The organism is Collinsella aerofaciens (assembly GCF_902501475.1).
Taxonomy (GTDB): Bacteria; Actinomycetota; Coriobacteriia; order Coriobacteriales; family Coriobacteriaceae; genus Collinsella; species Collinsella aerofaciens_AL.
The window spans coordinates 25,023-49,712 of the sequence record NZ_CABWIF010000022.1 but is presented as its reverse complement, the minus strand read 5'-3'; the positions used below and the strand labels follow the sequence as shown (position 1 = coordinate 49,712).

Here is a 24,690-nt window from a genome sequence, read left to right as displayed (position 1 = left end):
TTGTGGTACGGAAACGGTGGCATTCAAAAGAGGTGGGACATTTGTCCCACCTTTGAGTCGTTCTTTGCCGTTATCCACACACACCGCATGTTGCACAGGCCGAAAGTGCGGCCGGAGCCTGCGCGATGCCACCCTTTGCCGTCTCGCGCAGCGTGGCCGGTAAAGCGTGGCCCACCGAGAGCATGACATGTGCCATCTGGTCAAACGGCACCAGGCTCTTAATGCCTGCGAGGGCGAGTTGTGCCGAGCTAAAGGCCGCTGCCACGCCGATGGCGTTGCGGTTTTGGCAGGGCACCTCCACGAGGCCACCGACGGGGTCACAAACGAGGCCCAGCAGGTTACTTAGCGCGATGGAACTGGCGTCAAGCGCCTGCTCGGGCGTGCCGCCGAGCATCTGCACCAGCGCGGCGGCTGCCATGGCGGCGGCGCTTCCGACCTCGGCTTGGCAGCCGCCCTCGGCGCCGGCAACGCAGGCGCTTGTGGTGAGGTTGAGGCCGATGGCGGCTGCGCAGTATAGCGCGTCCATGACCTGCTCGTCGTCGAGCTGCAGGCGATCGGCGAGCGCCAGCACGCAGCCGGGCACAACACCCGCGGAGCCGGCCGTGGGGGCGGCGACGATCACACCCATCGTGGCGGAGCGCTCGAGCACGGCCATCGCGCGGGCCACGGCGTCGGTCTGGACGACGCCCATCAGGCTTGCACTCAAATCGTTGCGGCTGGTGGCATCGACGAGTTTGGCCTCGCCGCCGATTAGCCCACCGAGCGAGCGCTGCGGATTGGCGAGGGGGGCCGTGGTCTCCTCGCGCATGACGTCGAGCACGCGGCGCATGGCGGCGACGGCGTGGGCCTCGCCGGTCAGACGCGCCTCGCGAACGGCCATGACGGCGCCGATGCTGAGCCCCAGTTCCTCGCACGCATCGAGCAGCTGCTCACCGTCGTCGAAGATCTCCTTGGCCGAGACGCCGGGGGAGAGCGACGAGGCAGAACCGGGGAGCTCGATAAACGTTGCGTAATCGACATTGTCGAGCTTGCGCAGCATGGGGACGACGGTGTCGTCGGGAGCGCCGTCGGTCTCAAAGACGGAATAAGCCTGGCCGCCCACTTCGGTGCGGTAGGTGCGGCAGAAGGCGATGTTCACGTGTGCGTAGGCGAGCAGGTTGGTGAGCGCGGCGAGTACACCGGGGACGTCCTTGTGCGCCACGAAGAGCGTGGAATACATGCCCGAGATGTCGACGCCGACGCCGTTAATGCGGCTGATGCGCATCTTGCCGCCGCCCAGGCTCTCGCCGCGGACCTGTGCCGTGGCGCCCGTGTCGTCGACCATGTCGATGTCGACGGTGTTGGGGTGGATGGAGGCGTCGTCGCCTTTGATGTCAAAGTGATATTCGAGGCCCTGCTCGCGCGCGAGGTCGAAGGCCTGCTTGATGTTCTCGTCATCGGTGTCGAGGCCCAGGATGCCCGCGACGAGCGCACGGTCGGTGCCGTGGCCGCGGTAGGTGTGGGCGAAGGAGTTCCACAGGCCAAAGGTGACTTTGGTGATGCGGCCTTCCAGCAGGCTGGCGGCAACTTGGGCGCAGCGCAGGGCGCCGGCGGTGTGCGATGAGCTTGGGCCGACCATGACGGGGCCCAAGATCTCGAATGCCGAGGTCGTAGCTAGTGTTTGCGGCTTGCCTGCCATATGCGCTCCTGTTCTATCCCGTCGTCCCGAGGGACGGGGCATACTCTGTCCCGCCGTTCCGAGGGCTTTAGTATTTGGTCGCCTGCTCGGACAGTCCTGCTCGCACGGAGGCCACATTAAGTGGCCTCCGGCTCGTGCGGAACTCGCGACCGACCAAATACTAAAGCCCTCGGAACTTAGGATACATGGTTGGAGTCGCTCTGCTGCGAAATTTATCGGCCTGTGACCTATTCCATGTCCCAGGTCGGCTCATCTTCACCACCTTTAAATAAAAAAAGAAGTACCGGTTGGGGCCGGTACTTCTTTTGGCGCATCGATATGTGGCTGCAGCTTTTGCCGTTAGCTTACAGTCCGCAGGCTGCTTTGAGTTCTTCGACTCGGTCGGTTTTCTCCCAGGTGAAGTCGGCGTCTTCTCGGCCGAAGTGACCGTAGGCTGCTGTCTTTTCGTAGATGGGGCGGCGCAGGTCCAAGTCGCGGATGATTGCGCCCGGGCGCAGGTCGAAGGTCTTCTCTACGGCCTCGACGATCTTGTCCTCGGCAACATGTGCGGTACCGAAGGTGTCGACCATGATTGAGAGGGGCTTGGAAACGCCGATGGCATAGGCAAGCTCGACCTCGCAACGGTCGGCCAGGCCGGCGGCGACCACGTTCTTGGCGACCCAGCGCGCGGCATACGCGGCGGAGCGGTCGACCTTGGTGCAGTCCTTGCCGCTAAAGGCACCGCCGCCGTGACGGCCGTAGCCGCCGTAGGTGTCAACGATGATCTTGCGGCCGGTGAGGCCCGTGTCTCCCATGGGGCCGCCCACGACAAAGCGACCGGTGGGGTTCACGTAGATGTCGGCGTTGTCCCACGGCATGTTCTCGGCGGCCATGACCGGGGTGATGACGTGCTCTATGAGGTCGGCCTTGATCTTGCCCATGTCCTCGATCTCGGCGGCGTGCTGCGTGGAGATGACGATGGTCGTGACCTCGACGGGCTTGCCTTCCTCGTAGCGCACGGTGACCTGGGTCTTGCCGTCGGGGCGTAGGTAGGCGAGGGTGCCGTCGTGGCGCACGGCTGCCAGGCGCTCGGCCAAGCGGCTGGCAAGGTAGTGCGGCATGGGCATTAAAGTCTTGGTCTCGTTGGAGGCATAACCGAACATCATGCCCTGGTCGCCGGCGCCGATCAGGTCGATCGGGTCGGTGGTAGCGCCGGTCTGGGTCTCGAAGGACTCGTCGACGCCCTGGGCGATATCGGGCGACTGCTCGTGGATGAGGCTCATAACGCCGCAGGTGTCGCAGTCAAAACCGAACTTTGCACGGTTGTAGCCAATGCGGCGGATAACGCCGCGGGCAATCTCCTGTACGTCGACGTAGGCCTGGGTGCGGATCTCGCCGGCGACGATGACGGTGCCGGTGGTCACGAGGGTCTCGCAGGCGCAGCGGACGTTCTCCACGTTCGCAGGCACGCCGTTGGGGGCGATGTAGCCCTGTTCCTGAAGCTCTATTTCTTTGGCGAGGATTGCGTCGAGGACGGCGTCGCTGATCTGGTCAGCAATCTTATCGGGATGACCTTCGGTCACCGACTCCGACGTAAAAACAAAGGACCCGTGTTGGGGCGGGATGGAACGAAGTTCTTCTGACATGATTGTCCTTTCAAAAAACGTGTCCCAGCGACCGTTACCATTCCGCCGGGCTCTCTATGCAAGGGCACATCATAGCGCGTAAATCAAACATTCACACCCTTTCCGCACCTACTCATTGGGGACAGACTTAAATTACTCATTGGGGACAGACTTAAATGATCAGCCTTGCCCAAGTGCCGACAGGTTGCCCAAAGACTGGTCATTTAAGTCTGTCCCCAATGAGTAGGTCGGTGCCCTTTGTGCGGAGGTTGCTTTGATGCTTTATACTGATGCGGTTAGACATCCATCCTGCAATCGAGGAGATTTCCATGGCATCAGACGTTCGCGTCCGCTTTGCACCCTCACCGACGGGCAAGCTGCACATCGGCGGCGCCCGCACCGCTATCTATAACTGGGCTTTCGCCCGTGCAAACGGCGGCACGTTCATCCTGCGCATCGACGACACCGACCCCACCCGCTCTACCGACGAGAACACGCAGATCATCCTGCGCGCCATGCGTTGGCTGGGCCTGGACTGGGACGAGGGTCCCGAGGTGGGCGGCGATTTTGGCCCCTACGCCCAGACCGAGCGCCTGGACCTGTACAAGCAGGCCGCCCAGAAGCTTTGGGACGAGGGCAAGGCCTATCCCTGCTTCTGCACCAAGGAGCAGCTCGACGCCGACCGCAAGGCCGCGCAGGAGCGCAAGGACCCCTTCCAGGGCTATCAGCGCCGTTGCCGCAATCTTGATCCCGAGGAGGCCCGCCGTCGCATCGAGGCCGGCGAGTCCTACGTCCTTCGCATCAAGGTGCCCGAGGACCGCGGCGACGTCGTTATCCACGATGCCGTCCACGGCGAGGTGACCTTCGATGCCAAGGAGCTCGACGACTTTGTCATCTTCCGCTCTGACGGCACGCCCACGTATAACTTTGCGACCGTCGTCGACGACGCCATGATGAAGATCACCCATGTCATCCGTGGCGACGACCACCTGTCCAACACCCCGCGTCAGGTCATGGTGTACGAGGCCCTCGGCGCTCCCGTGCCTACGTTCGCCCACATCTCCATGATCCTGGGCGCCGACGGCAAGAAGCTCTCCAAGCGCCACGGCGCCACCTCGGTGGAGGAGTACCGCGACGCCGGCTACCTGTCCGACGCCTTCGTCAACTACCTGGCGTTGCTCGGCTGGTCGCTCGACGGCGAGACCACGATCATTCCGCGTGATGTCCTGGCCAGAAAGTTTTCGCTCGACCGCATCTCCAAGAACCCGGCGACCTTCGACCCCAAGAAGCTCGACTGGGTCAATGCCGAGTACATCAACGGCATGTCCGACGCCCAGTTTGCCGACGAGATCATGGTCCCCGAGCTGCACGAGGCGGGCCTCATCGAGGGCAACGTCGAGTACGGCGAGGACTGGATCGACGCGCTTGCCGCTATCGTCAAGCCGCGCACTAAGATGCCGGCCGACGCCGTGACCGTCGCCGCTCCCATCTTTGCCACGGCCGAGACGCTCGAGTATGACGAGAAGTCCGTTAACAAAGGCCTAGCCAAGGAAGGCATGGGTGCCATCCTGGACGCCGCCAAGGCCGCGCTCGAGGGTGTCACCGAGTGGACCGCCGCGAACATCGACGCCGCGCTTGAGCCGCTGCCCAAGCAGATGGACCTTAAGAAGCGCGTGGTGTTCCAGGCCGTGCGCGTCGCCGTCTGCGGCAACATGGTGAGCCCTCCACTGGGCGAGACCATGGCGCTCGTCGGCCGCGACGACTGCCTGGCGCGCATCGACCGCGCCCGCACGATGGCGCTGTAGCAGCCGTGTAAACGCATGTATCCGAGCCCCGTTCACCCGAGCGGGGCTCTTGTTTCTGTAGACGTATGGGATAGGAGGTGCTGGAGCCGTGGCCGAGCAACTGTCGCTGTTTGGTTCGTCGGAACCGGAGGAGGTTCCGGTGAAGCCAGTGTCTGCCGCTGCCTCGGCTCAGCCTAAGCCTGCACCTGAGCCCATCGCCGCCTATGCGAGCGTGGTTCTCGACATCCCGACGCGTGCGCTGTCCGAGCCGTTTGCCTATGGCATTCCTCAACCCCTTGCTAGCGACGCGCAGATCGGATCCACGGTCCTGGTCCATTTTGGCAACCGTGCTGCCGCAGGCTACATCGTCGACATTGCGCCCGAGCTGGGCGATCTGCAGGGCAACAGCGCGCTCGACCCCGCGCGCATTAAAGCCGTCGAAGCCATCCTCAGCAAACCGCTCTTTACCGCCGAGGCTGCCCGTATCGCGCGCTGGATGAGCCGCGAGTATGTCGCGACGCTTTCCGAGTGCCAGCGCCTGTTTTTGCCCCCGGGTGGAAGCCCGCGCGTGGTCAAGGGCGACGACGGCGTGTGGACGGTTGAACGTCCCGCCGTCAAGCCTATCCAAAACCGCTGGGTCATGCTCACGCCCGAGGGCTTTGACTATACGCCGCCCAAGACCGCGGTCCGCCAGCGCCAGCTCATCGAGGCACTGCGGTGCGGCCCGGTCACGACGCGTGACCTCAACCTGCTCTATAACAGCATGTCGGCTACCATCAAGGCGCTCGAAAAACGCGGCGTCGTGGTGGTGGAGGAGCGCCGTGCGTGGCGTGGCTGCAATGAACAGACCACGCTCTCCTCGGCAAGCGGCAAGGCACCGGTCGCACTCACCAACGGTCAGCAGCAGGCGCTCGCGCAGATTGAGCGCGCCCGTCTGGACGCTCATGGCGACGTGGTGCTGGTCGACGGCGTCACCGGCTCCGGCAAAACCGAGGTTTATCTCTCCGCCATCGAGCGCGTGCTCGCGGCCGGTCGCTCGGCGTGCGTGCTTGTGCCTGAAATCTCGCTGACGGCCCAGACCGTCGGCCGCTTCCGCTCGCGCTTTGGCGAGACGGTCGCCGTGTTCCATTCCCGCCTTTCGGCTGGCGAGCGCCTGGACCAGTGGGATATGGTCGCCAGCGGTGCGGCCCGCGTGGTCGTGGGCGCCCGCTCGGCGCTCTTTTGCCCGCTCAGCGACTTGGGCCTCATCATCATCGACGAGGAGCATGAGACCAGTTACAAGCAGGGTTCCAGTCCGCGCTACCACGCGCGCGAGGTGGCGGCAGAGATGGCGCGGCGTTACCGCTGCCCGCTTGTGTTGGGCTCCGCCACGCCCTCGGCCGAGGCTCTCGACCGCTGCCGCCGTGGCATGTATAACGGTGCTACCTGGACGCGCGTCGAGATGCCCGAGCGCCCGGGACACGCCGTGCTGCCGACTGTCCGCATTGCCGACCTGCGCCGCGAGTTCTCGCATGGCAGCCGCTGCATGTTCTCAAAACCCTTGATGGAGGGCTTGGAGCGTGTGGTCGAGCGCCGCGAGAAGGCCGTGCTGTTGCACAACCGCCGTGGCTTTGCGCCGTTCTTGATGTGCCGCGAGTGCGGATGCGTCCCCACCTGCAATCACTGCTCCACCGCGCTTACATATCACGAGCGCACGCACACGCTGCAATGTCACACCTGCGGTTCGTCTTGGCGCGTGCAGCCGTATCCCGCGCCCACGAGCCGATGCCCCAAATGTGGCAGTCGCTACCTGGCAAAAATGGGTCTGGGAACGCAGCAGATCGAGGACGCACTGCATCAGATGCTTCCCGAGGATGTCGCCATTATTCGCATGGATGCCGATTCCACGCGCGGCAAGGATGCGCACAAAAAGCTGCTCGAGCAGTTCGATGCGGCGGATTGTGCCGTGTTGCTGGGCACGCAAATGATCGCAAAGGGTCTCGATTTTCCCGAGGTCACGCTCGTAGGCGTGGTCAATGCCGACTTCGCCCTCAAGCTGCCCGACTTTCGCGCAGGGGAGCGCGCCTACGATCTGCTGGAGCAGGTTGCGGGCCGCGCCGGCCGCGGCGATCGCCCCGGTGAGGTTATCATCCAGACCTACCTGCCCGAGGACCCGGTCATCCGCGCCGTCGCCGAGCACGACCGCTCGATTTTTACCGACTACGACCTGGACCAGCGCCGCGACGCGCTGTACCCGCCGTTTGTTCGCCTGGTCAACATCTTGGTATGGTCGGCGAACCGAGACGACGCGCAGGACTACATCGGCCGCATCGCGAAGCTCCTCAAGCGCCGCTGGCATGCCGCCGCGCCCGACTTTTTGCGGGCGGGGAGCGCCGTGCCTCAGGTGCTGGGCCCGGCTTCATGTGTAATCGAGAGAGCCAAGGACCGTTACCGCTTCCATCTGCTTGTAAAGTCGCCGGTAGGGTACCATGTCTCTGATGATATCGACGCCTGCCTCAAAGAGGTGGGCTCTGTGCGCGGCGTGAGCGTGAGCGTTGACGTCGACGCCTATGATTTGATGTAACAACCCGAAAGGATGGCCATGGAAGCCAACGGAATCGTACTATCGCCCGACCCTCGTCTGCGCCAGGAGTGCGCCGTCATCGAGGAGATCACTCCGGCGATCGAGGCGCTTGCCGAGAAGATGAAGAAGATGATGTTCGATAACGGCGGTTGCGGCCTGGCTGCCCCGCAGATCGGCGAGCTTATTCAGCTCGTCACCATCGACTGCGACTACAGCGACAAGAACGACTATGACCCCTACGTGCTCATCAATCCCGTGATCGTGGAGCAGAGCGACCATCTGGTGCCGTTTAGCGAGGGCTGCCTGTCCATCCCCGGCATTAGCTGCGAGATCGAGCGTCCCGACCATGTCGTCGTCGAGGCGTATGACTTGGATGCCAACCTTATTCGCTATGAGGCCACGGGCGATCTGTTCTGCGTGTGCCTGCAGCACGAGATCGATCACCTGCACGGTAACACCATGTTCGAGCGACTGAAGCCGATGCAGCGCATCAAGGCAGTCAAGGAGTACCAGGACGCCCTGGCCCGCGGCGCTCGACCGGGCGAGACGGAATAGGTTAATTGTCCGTCCCTGGGATGGGGCCCACACATATCATCCCGTGCTCAAACATTCTCGCTGCGCTGCGAAACTGCGTGCGGGACGATATGTGTGGGCCCCATCCCAGGGACTACGTTGTCGCTCTTCGTTTCGCCCGGGTGCCGTCGGGCCAGGGAGGGGCGTCTTCGCTGATAGTCTTTGTTGAGAGGGAGCTGCTTTTATGGCGGCTCTTTCTTTGGTTTTGGGTATATTTGTTCTTGTTGAATTGTTATTGCGGATGGGCTGGGTACTTGGCTTTCCGCTGCTCTTTGTAGCCGTCTCGGCTTTGGTTGAGGGGAGACGTTCTCTATGCGTATTGTGTTTATGGGTACGCCTGATTTTGCTGTGCCTTCGCTGACTTCGCTTGTTGCGGCTGGGAATGAGATTGCGCTTGTTGTTACTCGTCCTGATGCTGTTCGTGGGCGTGGTAAGAAGCTTGAGCCGTCTCCTGTTAAGGCTAAGGCGCTTGAACTGGGGTTGCCGGTTGTTGAGGCAAATCGTATGACGCCTGAGGTTGTTGAGGCACTCCAAGCTGCTCAGGCTGACATTTTCTGTGTGGCTGCTTATGGTTGCATTTTGCCTGATGACGTGCTGCATATGGCGCCGCTTGGTATTGTGAATGTTCATGCGTCCTTGCTGCCTCGTTGGCGTGGGGCTGCTCCTATTCAGCGTGCCATTCTTGCTGGTGATGAGGTTGCTGGCGTTTCCATTATGCGCATTGGGCATGGCGTGGATACTGGTGCTTATTGTGCTCAGGCTTCCACGTCGGTTGCCGGTAAGCATGCTGAGGCGCTGACCATGGAGCTTGGTGAGCTTGGCGGCAAACTGCTTGCCGATACGCTTCCCTCGCTTGCCGATGGCTCGGCTGTTTGGACTGAGCAGGATGAGTCGCTCGTTACCCATGCTGCCAAGATTTCCAAGCTGGAGATGCGTCTGGATCCGCAGATGGCTGCGCTTGATTGCGTGCGCCATGTGCTGGCCTCGTCCGATACCGCGCCTGCCCGATGCGTGATTGCCGGCAAGACCGTGCGCGTGCTCGATGCTGCACCGGCCGATGTCTCGCTTGGCGAGGGCGCTGTTGACGTTAAGAACAAGCGTGTTTACCTGGGTCTTTCCGATGGCTCGGTTGAGTTGCTCGAGGTTAAGCCCGATGGTAAGCGTGCTATGGCCGCTTCTGCTTGGGCTGCTGGCCTGCAGGGCGCCGATCTTATCTGGGGTGTTTTGTCATGAGCAAGTTGTCTCCCGCGCGCAAGCTTGCGCTCGATGTGTTGATGGAGGCCGATCGCCGCGGCATGTACGCGCGCGACGTGCTGTCTTCCCGTGCTTCGGCCAAGGCTATTGACCAGCGCGATTCCGCTTTTGCCGCCCGCTTAGCGCTTGGTGTGGCCGCCACGCAGGGTATTTTGGACGAGCTGCTCGATCGGTTTCTCGATAAGCCCAAAAAGGTTGCGCCGCGTGTTCGCATGGCGCTTCGTATCTCGGCCTTCGAGATGCTCTATCTGCATACGCCTGGCCGCGTTGCCGTAAGTCAGGGTGTTGAGCTGGTGCGCAGCGGAGCTAAGTCTGCCACCGGTCTGGCGAACGCTGTGCTGCATAAGGTCGCGGACAACGTTGAGGACTTTGCTACTGCGTCCGATGTGGATGAGTCTGAGCGACGCTTGGTTCGTCTGTCGCGCCTGATGGGTCTACCGCGTTGGCTGTGCGCTCGCATTATGGCATCGTTCGACACGCCTGAGGGTGCGCTTAACTTTGCCGGCAATCTGGCCCCCGCGCCGCTGGCCCTGCATGAGAACGCCTTTGCGACCAAGCTCGATCCGTTTATCTCCCAGCTTGTGGCACCTGTGTTCCCGGGCTGCCATGCCCCGGTTGATGCCCAGGTTACCGTTGCTTCGGGTGTGTTTGAGCGTGCTGCCGCGGTGGCATCTGATCTCAACGCCCAGCTCATCGCCACGGCAGCCACGCGCCCCGGAAGCTGCCTTGAGATTGGTGCCGGTCGTGGCACCAAGACCTATGTGATGATGTGCCAGGCCAAGCGTGCCGGCTACGACCGCCAGCACACTGCTCTCGATTTGCACGACCGCAAGTGTGACCTGAATCTCGCGCGCCTTCACAAGGCGGGTATTCAGGGCGTTCGTACGGTTTCGGGTGATGCCTGCGAGCTTGATGAGGTGCTCACATCGTTTGATGCTATGCGCGGTGAGCGGGTCAAGTTCGATACCGTGTTTATCGATGCGCCGTGCTCTGGCACCGGAACCATGCGTCGTCATCCCGAGATCCCGTGGCGCCTAACCGAGAATGATGTGACGGCCGAGTTACCCAAGCTTCAGCTGACGATGCTTAAGGAGGCTTCTGCGCGCGTGGCCGCCGGCGGAGAGCTCATCTATGCCACCTGCTCGGTTTTTGATGAAGAGAACACGCAGGTCGTGGATGCCTTCCTAGCCTCTCCCGAGGGTGCCTGCTTTAGCGTGGCACTGCTCTCCGAGGCGCAGATTTTGCAACTCCCGGAGTTCGATCAGGCTAAGAAGCTCGTATCCGTACGCCAGAACGAACGAGGCCTCTTCCAAAGCGTGCCGGTAAACGCCGACTCCTACGACGGCCACTTCTGCGCCAGGCTGGTCCGCAAGTAACGACTAAGTTGCGGTGAAATAGGGATTGAATAGCGGCTTCTGCCCGCCAAACAGTCCTTATTTCACCGCAACTCATTAGGAAACTTGGGTAGCTAAAGAAGCAGCCCCGCGATCGGTGTCGGTCGCGGGGCTGTTTGGTTCCTAGTGGTTATGCGGGCAGTTGGCGCAGCAGCCGCTGGTGGCGCTGGTGCTGGCGCCACCGCTTCGCTGGTCGGTGTTGTAGAAACCGCTACCCTCAAATTTAATGCCGCTGGCCGAGAACGTCTTGGCCGCCGGGGCACCGCAGCTGGGGCACACGACCTCGGGAGTCTCGGACATGGGATGCTCAACCTCAAACACGTTGCCGCAGCTCGAGCACTTGTAATCGTAGCGCGCCATAATACTTCCTTTTCAGCACAAAGCGGGCAGATTACTCTGCCCGCAAAAATTCAAACGTCTGTAACTGTACCCTATATCGGGGGTTTTATCACGCTTCGCCCCAGAATCTATGGTTGTTGCGCAGGAGCTGTGCGGTTTTGCCCTCGGCGGCCGCAACGTCGGCCTCGTCAGCCTGCCAAGTCCAGTTGCCCGTGGCAACGCCCGGAACGTTCATGCGCGCGTCGTCGCCAAGCCTCAGGATATCCTGTAGTGGCATCATCACTAGGGGAGCGTCGCTTGCCAGCGCGTCGCTCATCAGCTTGGCCGCCACCTCAACACCGCTCGGCTCGTCGCCGCCCGCAAAGGAACGCGTGCACCAACCGGCCAGCGTCGACGTATCGTGCGTTGAGGTGTACAGGATCTTTCCTGGCGTGGGGTGCACGCCGCAACGGACGTCGTAATCGCTAAACTCCAGCACGTCCATGCCGGGGAAACCGCAGGTCGAAGCCATGGCGCGAACACCGGGCGTCAAATAGCCCAAGTCCTCGGCGATAAAGTTGAGCGGACCCAGCTCATCGTAGGCAGTCTGGAACAGGTCCTTGCCCGGGCCCGCCAGCCAGCGGCCGTCGGCGCAAGCCTTGCCCGCGGGGATACTAAAGTAGCTGTGGAAGCCCAGGAAGTGATCCAGGCGCACGCGGTCGTAGAGCGAAAACGCGCGACGCAGGCGATCCATCCACCAGCTATAGCCGTTCTGCTTCATGTGGTCCCAGCGGAACGTCGGGTTGCCCCACACCTGGCCTTCGGGCGCAAAGTTGTCGGGCGGCGCGCCAGAAATTTCGATTGCTTTGCCGGTATCGGACAGCCAGAAGTTCTCAGGTTCGCTCCACGCGTCTGCCGAATCGTCGGACACGTACATAGGAATATCGCCGATGACCTCGATGCCTTTCTTGTGCGCATAGTTCATGAGCTCGCACCAAGCCAGGTCAAAGCGGTACTGCATGTAAGCCTGCAGCTCTGCCTCGTCGTGGAAACGCTTGTCGTCAATCAGATGCTCGTTGTAGCGCGCGACATCTGCCGGCCAATCGTGGCGCGACTCGCCCTCAAAGTTCTTTTTGACGGCCATATAGACGCAGTATTTCTCGAGCCAATCGGCATTGCGATGTTTAAAGGCGGTGTACAGCGGATCGGCATCCTCGCCTCCGCGGGCCTTCCAGGTCTCAAAGTCGGCTGCCAGCTCCTCGTGGCTCTCGGGTAGCAGGTCGATATTGCCTGCAAAGGCCGAAGGACCGGCGTAAGGGGAGCGGAAGAAGTCCGTGGGGTTGACGGGGAGAACCTGCCAGTAGCGCATACCCATGGCGGCCAGATGGTCGATAAAGCGACGCGTGGGTGCGCCGATCGTACCGGGCTTGCCGTCGTCGGTCGGCACCGATGTGATATGGCACACAACACCCGCACCGTGATCGAGCGGCTCCTGCAGGCGCTGCTCGGCATGGTGATAGATGATGGACGACCCCAGCGGATACAGATCGAGCGTGACGGTACCGTTGTGGATCTCGCACTCGTGGCCGCTAATCACGTCGCTCGCACATTCGCCGAGCGCCGGGATCGTCACTCGGTGTGAATTGCGCAGGCTGCGGTTGATGATAACCGTCGCGGCCTCACCGTCTTTACCGGTGCGCGTATAGGCCAGTACCTCGTCGTTGAGCGCGAAGGCCTTGATCTCGCCGTCAACCATAAACGGCAGTGCGCGGCGCACGGCAGATGCGTTCTTGACGATTGCGAACGTATCGAAGTCGTGCAGGTTTTCCTTGGTCGGCATGGTGCGACGATTGCCCGGATCGGTGAGACCCTCCAAGCCATACTCGTCACCGTAATAGATTGAGGGAACGCCCGGGAACGTCATTTGCATGAGCGTTGCAAGCCAAAAGCGGCTCTTGGCCAGGCCCATCGAGTTCTCGTCCAGGCGCCACTTGCTGCGCTCGCACTCGGGTAGCTGTGACTCGTCGGGGCCGCCGCCGAGCACCGAGATAATGCGCGGACGGTCGTGGCTCGAAAGCAGATTAAGTGCGCAAGACAGGGCCTCACGCGGATAGTTCTCGCGTAGGGTCTCGATATCCTCGGCTGCCTGGTAGGCGTTCTTGTAGCCCATCAAAAAGCCGATGACCATGTCGCGGAAGGGGTAATCCATGGCCGAGTCGAGCTCGGAGCCTTGCAGATAGCGACGCAGATGGCCGTAGCTGATCTTGTTGGAGGCGTCTTCCCAGACCTCGCCGAGCAGCAGTGCATCGGGCTTCTCGGCGAGCACGGCCTTTTTGATCTCGGCTAGGAAATCGTCGGAAAGCTCGTCGGCCACATCCAGGCGCCAGCCGTGAGCGCCGGCGCGCAGCCATTTTCGAATGACGCCGTCCTTGCCCAGGAGCCGCTCGCGTACCAGTTCGGAGCTCTCATTAATGGCGGGCATATTGCCCACGCCCCACCAGCAGTCGTATGAGCCGTCCTCGTGGAAATAAAACGCATCGCGCCACGGCGAATCCTCGCTCTGCCACGCGCCCACGCCGGGGTAGTTGCCGTAGCGGTTGAAGTAGATCGAATCGTCGCCCGTGTGGTTGAACACACCGTCCAGAATGATGGAAATGCCCAGCTTCTCGGCCGCCTCGCACAGCTCAGTAAAGTCCTGCTCAGTGCCCAGAATCGGATCGATCTTGGTGTAATCGGCTGTGTCGTAGCGGTGGTTGCTCGCGGCTTCAAAAATGGGGTTGAGGTAGATGGCTGTAAAGCCCAGCTCGGCGATGCGAGGCAGGTCTTCCTGGATACCCTTGAGCGATCCGCCGTAGAAGTCCCAGGTCTTGATGGAGCCGTCCTCGGCGCGCTCGTAAACGGGCGGCTCGTTCCAGTCCTCGACCATCCGGCGCTGGATTCCGTTGCGCGGTTTTTCGACCTCGGCCAGCGTGCGCTCGCGCCAGTGCTCGTCGCGGGCATAGCGATCGGGGAAGATCTGGTAGACCATTCCGCGCTCGTACCACTCGGGTCGAACTTCGCGGTGCTTGTAGACGGTGACCTGGAATGACGGCACCTCGGCGTAGTCGTAGGTTACACCCTCGCCGCCGGTGCGTCCCTGCGGTGCGCCCAAGCGGACCTCGGGCTGGCCTTCGATATTGCAGATAAAGCTGTACCAGATAAGACAGGGCTCGGTGCACTCAAGCTCTACGCTAAATATGCCGTCACCTTCGTGCGTCATGGGATACAGAGACTCACCGATCTCATCGACCCAGGTGCGCAGCGTAAGCGTTGCCTGCGCGGGATCGGCATCCTCTAGAATCACGGAGAGCGAAAGGGTAGTTCCTGTGGTCACAGCGCCAAACGGAGTGCGAAACTGCGGCAGACGGCTGTTGTGTATCAATCTCATAGTACGGTCCAGTTCAATAGAATCATGGCCAGCTGGCCATGGGCTTTACGCACAGGATGTAAGTATATCTGTTGTACACAGGCTGTATAAACAACATCCGTTTACCATCGGCGAACGGTTGTCCTAGAAAATCGTTTTACCACCCAAATTATCGCGATATTTAAAAACGTCTATACCGATACTATTTGTAGCCAACCAAAAGTACTTCGGTTTACTACGATGAATTGGATGATCTCAACCACGGTCATTTTGGTGATATTAAAACCGCAGGTAGAGGCGTTGCCAATTTCGTAGATTACCCGCCGTGGTCGGCTGGAGCCATTTTGTCGTAGTAAACTGGCCCTCTTTTTAATACAGAAGTTCAACCAAGAAGAGGGCGCCTGGTAGGGGCGCCCTCTTTTGCGTTAGATTAAGTTTTAATCGTCCTGACTAGTGGCGCTTGCGGGTGGCCGTTGCCTTACGGACGGAGGTCTTCTTGGTCGGAGTCTTTTCCTCGGCCGGAACAGCGGGGGAGACCGGGGTCTCCTTGGCAGGCTCGGGCTTAGTCTCTGCCTTCGGGGCGGCCTTGACCTCAGCGGTCTTCGGCGCCGGCTTGGCCTTTACCTCAGCCTTGGGCTCCACTTTGGCAGCAGCGGACTTAGCCTCTGCCTTGGTAACTGCGGCCTTGGTCGTGGTCTTTTTGGTCGTCGTCGGGGTGCGCTTGCGCGTGGTGGTCTTGGCGGCCGGCTTGGCCTCGACGGTTGCCTCGGCCTTGGACTCGGCGGGCGTCTCCTCGACGTTGACGGCCGGCTTTGCGGCTGCCTTGGTCGTAGCTGCCTTAGCGGCCGGCTTGGTCTCAGCGACCTCAGCCATTACCTCGGGAGCAGCCTCGGCCTCGGCGTCCGTCTTGGCAGCGGCGGTCGTGCGCTTGCGCGTGGTCGTTCCCTTGGTAGCCGTCGTTTTAGTCGCGGTAGCCTTGGTCGTCGTAGCCTTCTTGGCGGTCGTCTTGCGGGTTGTGGTCTTCTTGGCGGCAGGCTTCGCGGCAGGCTTGACCTCTGCCTTTGCCGCAGGAGCAGTCTCAGCATTCACCTCAGGCTCGGCCTTTGCGGGCTCAGCCTCAACCGGCTTCTCCTCGGCCTTGGCTTTGGGCTCCGGCTCAGCGGCCACCGGCTCAGCAACAGCCTCAGGCTCGTCGACAACAGCCGCCGGCCTCTCAATCTCCGGATGCATAAAGAAGTACAGGTCCAGATATTTATCGGCCGAGCGCGTCCAGCTAAAGTCCTGGCTCATGGCCTGCGTGACCAGCTGGTTCCAGGCGTCGCGGTTATCCCAGAACAGGCGCGCCGCACGGAATACCGCGTCGCCCATCTCGTCGCCGTTAAAGTTGCTAAACGAGAAGCCCGTGCCCTCGCCGGTAAACTCGTTGTACGGGATCACAGTGTCCTTCAGACCACCGGTCTCGCGAACAATCGGCAGGGTGCCGTAGCGCATGGCGATAATCTGCGACAGGCCGCAGGGCTCAAACTTCGAAGGCATCAGGAACATATCGGCGGCGGCATACATACGCTGCGACAGCGCAGGATCGAACTCGATGCGTGCGGCCATGGTGCCGGGGTACTTGTCCTGGAAGTAACGCAGTCCGTCCTCGTAGTCGCGGTCGCCGGTGCCCAGCACCGCCACCTGCACGCCGCCGGCCAGGATGCGGTCGAGCGCGTACATGACCAGGTCCAAGCCCTTCTGGCGCGTCAGACGCGTGACCATGACCATAAGCGGACGGTCGTCGCGAACCTCGAGCCCCAGCTCTTCCTGCAGCTTGGCCTTGCACACAGCCTTGCCGGAACGGTCCTCAACCGTGTAGTTGGCGGCAATGCGCTTGTCGGTCGCCGGGTCAAAGCCCGCCACGTCAATGCCGTTCAAAATGCCCTGCAGCGCGTACGAACGTTCGCGCAGAACGCCGTCCAGGCCCTCGCCAAATTCGGGCGTCTGGATCTCGTTGGCATAGGTGGGGCTCACCGTGGTGATGGCGTCGGCATAGCGCAGGGCGCCCAGCATGTAGTTGATGCTGCAAGCGTCGCAACGCAGCTGCGAGGCGGCTGCCGGAATGTGCGCCACACCCAGGATGTCCTCCATCACGGTGTCGCTAAACTGGCCCTGGAACGCCACGTTGTGGATCGAGAACACGGTCTTAACGCGGTCATACAGCGGCAGGCCCTGATAGAATTCGCGCAAAAACACGGGCGCCAGCGCCGTCTGCCAGTCGTTGCAGTGCAGGATGTCGCACTCAAAGCCGGCCGGCAGGTGCTGCAGGCTCTCGGTGATAGCCTTGGAAAAGAACGCAAAACGCTCGCCGTCGTCAAAGAAGCCGTACGGATAGTCGCGCGCAAAGTAGCGCTCGTTGTCTATGAACATATAGGTGACGCCGTCGTGCTCGAGCTTCTCGAGACCGCAGTACTCATTGCGCCAGCCTAGGCTCACGTAAAAATCGGAGAAGTGCTCCATCTGCGCCTTGTACTCGTCCTTGATGGTGGCGTACTTGGGCACCATCACGATGACTTCGGCGCCGGCGCGCACAAGCGCCGCAGGCAGCGAGCCTGCCACGTCGCCCAGGCCACCGGTCTTCACAAACGGTGCGCACTCGGCCGAGGCAAACACGATCTGCATCTTTTTGCTGGAATCAGCCATATTGTCTCCCATGTTGCAATTCGAGAATAGCCGCCTGGCGCTAACCGGGCGGCTATTCTACATGTTACGAGCGATGTTGCAGTGCCAACGTTAACGTACGATGGTGTTATCGGAAGTTAACGGAGCCTTGCCCAGCACCAGGATGTTCTCGGGCGTGCCGCGAAGCTCGGTGTTGGTGGGAACCACGTTGTTCTTGTCCAGGATGGCGTTCTCAACGCGGGCGCCACTCTTGATGATGCAACTCTGGTTGATGATCGAGTTGGTCACCGAAGCGCCTTCCTCGACCACGACGCCGCGCGACAGGATCGAGTTGCGCACGGTGCCCTTGATGATGCAGCCGGCCGAGATGATCGAGTTGCACGCGTGGCTACCGGTCGCATAGCGCGAAGGCGGCACGTCGTGAGCCTTGGTCAGGATCGGGCGCTCGGGGTCAAAGAGCTGGTCGGCCACGGTCTGGTCGAGCAGGTCCATGCTGCGGCGATACAGCGACTTCTCGCTAAACACGCCCACGACCTCGCCCTTGTATTCGTAGCTGCAAACGTCGATGTTGCCAAAGTCGCCCTGGAGTGCCTCGAGCAGGTCCAGATAGTCAGCGGCCTGGTAGTGGTCGATGATCTCGAGCAGTGTCTCGCGGTTGACGATGCAGCAGTCCATAGACGCGTTGTCGCCGTACACGACGCCGGCGCTCACGCCCGTCAGGCGGCCGTTCTCGTTGATCTGCAACTTGGTCTCGTCATCGACGTTGCGCGTGGCCTTGCAGTACACCACGGTCATCTGGGCGCCGGAGTTCTCGTGCGCCTCGATGATGGTGTTGAGGTCCATGTTAAAGATGATGTTGGTGCCCATCATCACAACGTAGGGCTTGTCCGAGCGTTGGAACAGCGTCTTGTTGGAGATGATGTCGCGCAGCAGGAAGCGCATACCGCCCTTGGTGGTGCCATAGGCGTTGCCGGGCACCATGAACAGGCCGCCCTTCTTGCGGTCCAGGCCCCAGTCCTTGCCCGAGCCCACGTGGTCGATCAGCGAGCGGTAGTTACCCGGCATGACGACGCCGACGGTCTTGATGCCGGCATTCATCATGTTGGACAGCGGAAAGTCGATCAGGCGGTAGCGGCCCAAAAACGGAACGGACGCGATGGGGCGGTCCTTGAGCAGCACGCTGCCGTAGGTCGAAGAGTAGTTAGCGGTGATATAACCGATGGCCTTGCGATTGATCATCGGATCATTCCCCCTTCCCGATAACGACGTCATTTCCAACGACGGCCGTATCCTTGGTGGTATCGACAGAGCCGAGCTTCACGCCCTCTTCGACCGTGGAGTTCTCGCCCAAAATAGCGCGGCAGATGTGCGCGCCGCTCTTAACGTGCGCACCCGGCAGCAGCACGGAGTCCTCGACCACGGCGCGCTCCTCGATGATGACATCGGTCGAAAGGATCGAGTGGCGAGCGGTGCCGTAGATCTTGCAGCCGTTGGAGACCAGGCAGTCGTCCAGACGACCGTCCGGTCCAATGTAGTGCGGCGGACGCGTGGTGATGTTGGACATGATGGGGAAGTGCTTGTCAAACAGATCGAACTCGGGGTTGTTGCCCAGCAGGTCCATCGAGGTCTCGTGGAAGCTGGCGATGGTGCCGACGTCCTTCCAAAAGCCGTGGAACTCGTAGCTGTACAGGCGCTTGTTCTCGCCGAGCAGCTTGGGGATGATGTCCTTGCCAAAGTCGTGGCTCGAGCGCTGGTCCAGAGCGTCCTCCTCGAGCGCCTCGATCAGCACGTCGGCCGAGAAAATGTAGATGCCCATGGAAGCGAGGTTCGAATCGGGCTTATCGGGCTTCTCGGTGAACTTGGTGATGCGGCCGTCCTCGGGGTCGGTGGTCAGGATGCCAAAACGGCTGGCCTCCTCCCACGGCACGGGCATAACGCTCACCGTGAGGTCGGCGTTGTTCTCAATGTGCGTCTTGAGCATCTTGCGGTAGTCCATGCGATACAGGTGATCGCCAGACAGAATTAGGACGTACTTGGGGTCGTTGGCCTTGATGTAGTCGAGGTTCTGCGTAATGGCGTCGGCCGTGCCCGCATACCAGGCGCCGCCGGTCTGCGTCTCGTACGGCGGCAGGATCGACACGCCGCCGTCACGGCTGTCCAGATCCCAAGCCTCGCCGGAGCCCACATACGCATGCAGCAGGTAGGGGCGGTACTGCGTCAGAACGCCCACCGTGTCGATGCCCGAGTTGGAGCAGTTGGAAAGCGAGAAGTCGATAATGCGGAACTTACCACCAAAGCTAACCGCCGGCTTGGCGATCTTTTGGGTGAGTGCCCCCAATCGGCTGCCCTGTCCTCCTGCGAGGAGCATCGCGATGCATTCTTTCTTACTCATCGATTTCTCCTTCTGTCATCGATGTTTCTAACCCATTAGCGACGGGCGCGGCGCTCGGGCGCGCCCGTCGAGTAATGCCGTGCTGGCATAAGGGAACTCGCGCGCCTTTACGCGTGCCAGATCTCGTCGCGGTACTCGCGAATGGTGCGGTCGCTCGAGAACCAGCCGCTCGAGGCGGTGTTGAGCAGCGCCTTACGGTTCCAGGTCTCCTGGTCGCCGTAGCTGCCCGTAAGCTTCTCCCATGCGTCGACGTAGCTGCGGAAATCGGCCATGACCAGGTCGGGGTCGTTGTTGTTCATGAGCTCGTTGTAAATGCTCTCGAAGTTGCCCGAAAGGCCCGCAAAGGTGTTGTCCTTGAGCTCGTCCATCACGCGGCCCAGACGCTCGCGGTCGCCGTTGAGGGTATCCCACGCAAAGTAGCTGTTGGATGCCCAGAGCTGCTCGACCTCGGGGGCGGTCAGGCCAAAGATGGCCTCGTTCTCGCGTCCAGCCAGGTCGGCAATCTCGATGTTGGCGCCGTCGAGGGTGCCCAGCGTAATGGCGCCGTTCATCATGAGCTTCATGTTGGACGTGCCCGAAGCCTCCTTGCCGGCCGTGGAGATCTGCTCCGAGATCTCGGCGGCAGGGTAGATAAGCTGGGCGTTGCTCACGCGGAAGTTGGGGATAAAGCAGACCTTCATGACCTCGTTGACGCGCGGGTCGTTGTTGATGACGTCGGCCACGGAGTTAATGAGGCGGATGGTCTCCTTGGCAAAGGTGTAGCTCGACGCAGCCTTGCCGCTAAAGATGAAGGTCGTCGGCGTCACGTGGAAGTTGGGATCCGCGATGCGACGGTTGTAGATGTCCATCACCTTCATGATGTTCATGAGCTGGCGCTTGTAGGCGTGGAAGCGCTTTACCTGAACGTCGAAGACGGTGTTGGGGTCAATGACCAGACCGGTTTCGGCCTTAACGTAGGCGGCCAGACGCTCCTTGTTGGCTCGCTTGGAGGCACCCACGGCCTTCAGGAACTCGGTGTCGTTCTGGAACTCCTTGAGCTTTTCCAGCTCAAAGGCGTCCTTGAGCCAGCCGTCGCCAATGGCCTCGGTCACGAGCTTGGCATAGGTGGGGTTGGCCTCGGCAAAGAAACGACGGTGCGAGATGCCGTTGGTCTTGTTGTTGAACTTTTCGGGCGTCAGGGCATAGAAGTCCTTGAGCACGATGTTCTTGATGATGTCGGAGTGAATCTTTGCCACGCCGTTGACGCTGTGGCTGCAGATCACAGACAGGTTGGCCATGCGAATCTCGCCGTCCCACAGAATGGCGGTCTGGCGCAGACGCTCCTGCCAGCCCTCCTGCGTGGTGTCGAACGACTCGTGCCAACGACGGCTGATCTCGTCGATGATCTGGTACACGCGGGGGAGGAGCTTGGAGAACGTGCCGATGGGCCACTTCTCCAGAGCCTCGGGCAGGATGGTGTGGTTGGTGTAGCTCACGACCTGCGTCACGATGTTCCAGGCGTCGTCCCACTCGAGCTTCTTCTCGTCGATGAGGATGCGCATGAGCTCGGGGCCACACATGGCGGGGTGGGTATCGTTAGTATGGATGGCCACAAACTGCGGCAGCAGCTCCCAGTTCGCGCCGTGCTCCTTCTCAAAGGTGTCGAGCAGGCTGTAGATACCGGCCGAGACAAACAGGTACTCCTGCTTCAGGCGCAGCAGACGGCCGTGCTCACCGGCGTCGTTGGGATAGAGGATGGCGCTGATGGCCTCGGCCTCGGCTCGCTCGGCATCGGCCAGGGCGTAGTCGCCGCGGTTGAAGGCCTCCAGATCGAAGTGCTCCTCGACCGGCTCGGCAGCCCAGACGCGCAGCTTGTTGACGGTCTCGCCGGCATAGCCCACCACGGGGATGTCATAGGGGACGGCCAGGATGTCCTGCGTGTCCACTGTGCGGTAGAACGTACGGCCGTTCTCCTCAAAGCCCTCGACGCGGCCGCCGAACTTAATGGTCACGGCCTTGTCCTGACGACGGACCTCCCAGGGATAGCCATGGGTGAGCCACTCGTCTGTGGCCTCGACCTGGCTGCCGTTGACGATCTCCTGCTTAAACAGGCCGTAGCGGTAGCGCATGCCGTTGCCGTAGCCGGCAATGCCCTCGGCTGCCATGGAATCCAGGAAGCATGCGGCCAGACGGCCCAGGCCACCGTTGCCCAGTGCCGGATCGGGCTCCTGATTCTCGATGACAGACAGGTCAAAGCCCATGTCGTCGAGTGCCTCGGCGACCATGTCGCGAACGCCAAAGTTGAGCAGGTAGTTGTCGAGCAGGCGACCGATCAAAAACTCGATCGAGAAGTAGTACACGCGCTTTTTGCCCTCGGCGGCTGCACGGGCGTCACTCTTGGTGGCAACGGTGCGTGCCTTCTCGGCCACGAGCTTGGCCAGGGCGTTAAAGCGATCGAGGTCGCTGGCGGCCTCGATGCTCTTGCCACTGATGCTCATGACGGCATCGCGATAGAGCTCGGTAAACTCCTGCTTGTTGTCGAAGATCTTATTCATACGTTCCTTTCCCCCGGGGATGTTTCTCCCGGAACGGTTATGACTTGTATCCTACGCCCCCGCGGGGCGGGTAATTACAGTGGTAACACCTTTGTTACGCTTTCTTGGCAGGAGCCTTAACAGCAGCTGCCTTGGCCTTGGGAGCAGCCTTTTTGGTGGCTGCCTTCTTGGCCGTGGTGGACTTGGCCGAAGCCTTGGCAGCGGGCTTGGCAGCCTTCGTTTTAGCCGGAGCCTTCTTAGCAGCCGCGACCTTGGGCTTCACCGAAGACGCACGCTTACGTGTCGCCTTCTTGGGCTCCTCGACCACGGGCGGCTTGTAGCTGCTGGGACCGCGGCGCTTAAGCACCACGCCTGCCAGACCGGGCACCTTGATCTCGATGGAGTCCATCTGCCCGTTCCAGGGATAGGGCTCGCTCGAGCAGGTGTAGGGCTCCTCGCCGGCATAGCCGCTGCCGCCAAACTCGGGACGGTCGGAATCGAAGATGACCTCCCAGTCACCCTCGCGCGGCACGCCCACGCGGAAGCTCTCGTAGCTCGCCGGGTCAAAGTTAATCAGGATCACCAGGTCGTCATCGACGTCCTCACCCTGGCGCACAAAGCTCACGATGGACTGCTTGGAATTATCCGCATCAATCCAGGTAAAGCCGTCGTCGGTGTAGCCGCGCTCGTACAGGGCGGGCTCGGCGGTGTACAGGTGGTTGAGCGCCTTGATAAACGCCTGATGATGACGGTGGGTCTCGTACTCCTCGGTCAGGAACCACTGGATGGACTCGTAGTAGCGCCACTCAATAAACTGGCCGATCTCGTTGCCCATAAAGTTGAGCTTGGCACCGGGGTGCGTCATCTGGTAGAAGGCTAGCGTGCGCAGACCGGCAAACTGGCGCCACCAGTCGCCCGGCATGCGGCCGATCAGCGAGCACTTGCCGTGCACGACCTCATCGTGGCTGAGTGGGCAAATAAAGTTCTCGGTAAAGGCGTACATGATGGAGAACGTAAGCAGGCCGTGGTTGCCGGGGCGCCACGGAAAATCGGTTTGCATGTAGTGCAGGGTGTCGTTCATCCAGCCCATATCCCACTTGTAGTGGAAGCCCAGGCCGCCGTCCTGCGGCGGGTAGGTCACGAGCGGCCACGCGGTGGACTCCTCGGCCATCATCATCACGTCAGGGAAGTGAGCCTCCACGGCGCAGTTGACCTGGCGGATAAACGCGCTGGCGTCCAGGTCCTCCTCGGTTCCGTACTTGTTGAACTTCTTTTGGCCGGGATCGTCGATGCCAAAGTTGAGGTACAGCATGCTGGACACGCCGTCCATGCGAATGCCGTCAACGTGGAAGTTCTCGAGCCAATACAGCACGTTAGAAACCAGGAAGGAGCGGACCTCGCCGCGGGCGAAGTCGAACTTGTGCGTGCCCCAGTTGGGGTGAATCTCGTGCTCAAACAGCATGTGCCCGTTAAAGGTGGCAAGGCCGTGGGAGTCGGCGCAAAAACCGCCGGGTACCCAGTCCATGATCACGCCGATGCCCGCCTCGTGGCACGCATCGATAAAGTGCATGAGCTGCTGCGGGTTGCCGTAGCGCGACGTGGCGGCATAGTAGCCGGTCGTCTGGTAGCCCCAGGAGCCATCGAAGGGATGCTCCATAAGCGGCATGACCTCGATATGCGTGTAGCCCATATCGCGCACGTAGTCCACGAGCTCCACCGACAGGTCGTCGTAGGTGTAGAACTCGCCGCGCTGCGCGGGGAAGGGATCCATGGGACCAGGGTAGTTGCCGTACTCGTCCGGCTCGCCCTGCGGCGCGTCGCCGTGTCGCTTCCACGAGCCAATATGCACCTCGTAGATGTTGAGCGGCTGCGACATGTGGTTGTGGCCGGCGCGGCGCTTGAGCCATGCGGCGTCGTTCCACTTATAGCCATCGAGGGTCCACAGCACGCTGGCGGTACCCGGAGGGCACTCGGCCTTAAAGGCATACGGATCGGCCTTGTAGAGCTTTTCGCCCTCGTTGGTCTCGATAAGGTACTTATAGAGCTGGCCCTGCTCGGCACCGGGAATAAAGCCTTCCCAAATAGCGCTCGTATGTACGGGCACCAGCGGGTTGGCTTGTTCATCCCAGTCGTTAAATTCGCCAATGACATGGACGCTCTTTACGTCGGGCGCCCAAACGCAAAAGCGCCAACCGCGCGTGCGCTGCTGCGTGTCGGGATGCGCGCCCATCTTTTCCCAGCTGCGCTCCCACGTGCCGATGCCAAACAGATAGACATCGTCCTTGGTGAGCTCCGGTGCGTGCGGAGCCGGTTTGCGGGTTGCGGGCTTTTTAGCCGTTGGCTTTAGCTTTGTATCGCTCACGTTTGATCCCATCATGACGCGGCAGCGTGTTGCCTTGGTGACTAGATGCGAAAGGTCCAAGGCTGCACGAATCGAAGGGACGGCGAAGTTTCTGTGATTCGTTCCACCTCGCGTGCTCGGTGGAACTTTCGGCAGAAACTACGATAACACCTGTGCGTTAGTTTTATGGACGAAAGCGGATTTGCGCG

The 24,690-nt window shown here is 61.2% G+C and carries 14 protein-coding genes; 5 read left to right on the top strand and 9 right to left on the bottom strand.

All coding sequences use genetic code 11. The annotated features are described in order from the left end of the window. Positions 1 to 70 precede the first annotated feature (70 nt). Both sdaAA and metK read right to left on the bottom strand, forming a co-directional pair. Entirely contained in the window at positions 71 to 1,678 is a 1,608-nt protein-coding gene (gene sdaAA, locus GDJ93_RS05390) for an L-serine ammonia-lyase, iron-sulfur-dependent, subunit alpha (protein ID WP_152068026.1), read from the bottom strand. Positions 1,679 to 2,022: 344 nt separating this feature from the next. Next, on the bottom strand, positions 2,023 to 3,303 hold the full coding sequence (gene metK / locus GDJ93_RS05385; protein ID WP_022094972.1) for a methionine adenosyltransferase: 1,281 nt from the start codon (positions 3,301 to 3,303) through the stop codon (positions 2,023 to 2,025). Positions 3,304 to 3,611: 308 nt separating this feature from the next. Between metK and gltX the strand changes: the two genes are divergently transcribed. The 5 genes from gltX (at position 3,612) to GDJ93_RS05360 (ending at position 10,832) form a co-directional block, all read left to right on the top strand. Then, complete coding sequence (gene gltX, locus GDJ93_RS05380) at positions 3,612 to 5,087, top strand: glutamate--tRNA ligase (protein ID WP_152068025.1); 1,476 nt, start codon at positions 3,612 to 3,614, stop codon at positions 5,085 to 5,087. Positions 5,088 to 5,175: 88 nt separating this feature from the next. Continuing rightward, entirely contained in the window at positions 5,176 to 7,629 is a 2,454-nt protein-coding gene (gene priA / locus GDJ93_RS05375) for a replication restart helicase PriA (RefSeq protein ID WP_370739713.1), read from the top strand. 18 nt (positions 7,630 to 7,647) lie between these two features. After that, positions 7,648 to 8,184 (top strand): peptide deformylase, encoded by a 537-nt coding sequence (gene def / locus GDJ93_RS05370; RefSeq protein ID WP_055250379.1) that lies wholly within the window; start codon positions 7,648 to 7,650, stop codon positions 8,182 to 8,184. A gap of 330 nt (positions 8,185 to 8,514) precedes the next feature. Beyond that, entirely contained in the window at positions 8,515 to 9,435 is a 921-nt protein-coding gene (gene fmt / locus GDJ93_RS05365; RefSeq protein WP_152068023.1) for a methionyl-tRNA formyltransferase, read from the top strand. Continuing rightward, positions 9,432 to 10,832: an RsmB/NOP family class I SAM-dependent RNA methyltransferase gene (locus tag GDJ93_RS05360; RefSeq protein WP_152068022.1), complete on the top strand. Its 1,401-nt coding sequence runs from the start codon at positions 9,432 to 9,434 to the stop codon at positions 10,830 to 10,832. Before fmt ends, GDJ93_RS05360 begins: the two co-directional genes overlap by 4 nt. Before the next feature lie 141 nt (positions 10,833 to 10,973). On the opposite strand, the gene GDJ93_RS05355 is transcribed toward GDJ93_RS05360, so the two are convergent. The 7 genes from GDJ93_RS05355 to glgB all read right to left on the bottom strand — a co-directional run bounded on the left by GDJ93_RS05355 (position 10,974) and on the right by glgB (position 24,517). Continuing rightward, entirely contained in the window at positions 10,974 to 11,210 is a 237-nt protein-coding gene (locus tag GDJ93_RS05355) for an FmdB family zinc ribbon protein (protein WP_022094966.1), read from the bottom strand. 88 nt (positions 11,211 to 11,298) lie between these two features. Next, a complete protein-coding gene (locus GDJ93_RS05350) occupies positions 11,299 to 14,595 on the bottom strand; it encodes a 4-alpha-glucanotransferase (RefSeq protein WP_152068021.1) in 3,297 nt (1,098 codons plus the stop codon). Between the two features lie 429 nt (positions 14,596 to 15,024). Beyond that, entirely contained in the window at positions 15,025 to 17,256 is a 2,232-nt protein-coding gene (glgA, locus tag GDJ93_RS05345) for a glycogen synthase GlgA (protein WP_193221459.1), read from the bottom strand. A 90-nt stretch (positions 17,257 to 17,346) separates the two neighbouring features. Further along, the gene (gene glgD / locus GDJ93_RS05340; RefSeq protein WP_152068020.1) at positions 17,347 to 18,474 is read right to left on the bottom strand and encodes a glucose-1-phosphate adenylyltransferase subunit GlgD; all 1,128 of its coding nucleotides are present in this window, start codon (positions 18,472 to 18,474) and stop codon (positions 17,347 to 17,349) included. Between the two features lie 4 nt (positions 18,475 to 18,478). Next, a complete protein-coding gene (locus GDJ93_RS05335) occupies positions 18,479 to 19,627 on the bottom strand; it encodes a glucose-1-phosphate adenylyltransferase (protein ID WP_055310616.1) in 1,149 nt (382 codons plus the stop codon). Between the two features lie 107 nt (positions 19,628 to 19,734). Next, positions 19,735 to 22,161 (bottom strand): glycogen/starch/alpha-glucan phosphorylase, encoded by a 2,427-nt coding sequence (locus GDJ93_RS05330; RefSeq protein ID WP_152068019.1) that lies wholly within the window; start codon positions 22,159 to 22,161, stop codon positions 19,735 to 19,737. Between the two features lie 94 nt (positions 22,162 to 22,255). After that, complete coding sequence (gene glgB / locus GDJ93_RS05325) at positions 22,256 to 24,517, bottom strand: 1,4-alpha-glucan branching protein GlgB (protein WP_152068114.1); 2,262 nt, start codon at positions 24,515 to 24,517, stop codon at positions 22,256 to 22,258. Positions 24,518 to 24,690 lie beyond the last annotated feature (173 nt).

Coding starts and splice junctions, on each gene's coding strand:
- GDJ93_RS05330 (WP_152068019.1), bottom strand. CDS start 22,161: ATGAATAAGATCTTCGACAACAAGCAGGAGTTTACCGAGCTCTATCGC.
- glgB (WP_152068114.1), bottom strand. CDS start 24,517: ATGATGGGATCAAACGTGAGCGATACAAAGCTAAAGCCAACGGCTAAA.
- glgA (WP_193221459.1), bottom strand. CDS start 17,256: ATGGCTGATTCCAGCAAAAAGATGCAGATCGTGTTTGCCTCGGCCGAG.
- GDJ93_RS05350 (WP_152068021.1), bottom strand. CDS start 14,595: ATGAGATTGATACACAACAGCCGTCTGCCGCAGTTTCGCACTCCGTTT.
- fmt (WP_152068023.1), top strand. CDS start 8,515: ATGCGTATTGTGTTTATGGGTACGCCTGATTTTGCTGTGCCTTCGCTG.
- gltX (WP_152068025.1), top strand. CDS start 3,612: ATGGCATCAGACGTTCGCGTCCGCTTTGCACCCTCACCGACGGGCAAG.
- GDJ93_RS05360 (WP_152068022.1), top strand. CDS start 9,432: ATGAGCAAGTTGTCTCCCGCGCGCAAGCTTGCGCTCGATGTGTTGATG.
- metK (WP_022094972.1), bottom strand. CDS start 3,303: ATGTCAGAAGAACTTCGTTCCATCCCGCCCCAACACGGGTCCTTTGTT.
- GDJ93_RS05335 (WP_055310616.1), bottom strand. CDS start 19,627: ATGAGTAAGAAAGAATGCATCGCGATGCTCCTCGCAGGAGGACAGGGC.
- sdaAA (WP_152068026.1), bottom strand. CDS start 1,678: ATGGCAGGCAAGCCGCAAACACTAGCTACGACCTCGGCATTCGAGATC.
- def (WP_055250379.1), top strand. CDS start 7,648: ATGGAAGCCAACGGAATCGTACTATCGCCCGACCCTCGTCTGCGCCAG.
- GDJ93_RS05355 (WP_022094966.1), bottom strand. CDS start 11,210: ATGGCGCGCTACGATTACAAGTGCTCGAGCTGCGGCAACGTGTTTGAG.
- glgD (WP_152068020.1), bottom strand. CDS start 18,474: ATGATCAATCGCAAGGCCATCGGTTATATCACCGCTAACTACTCTTCG.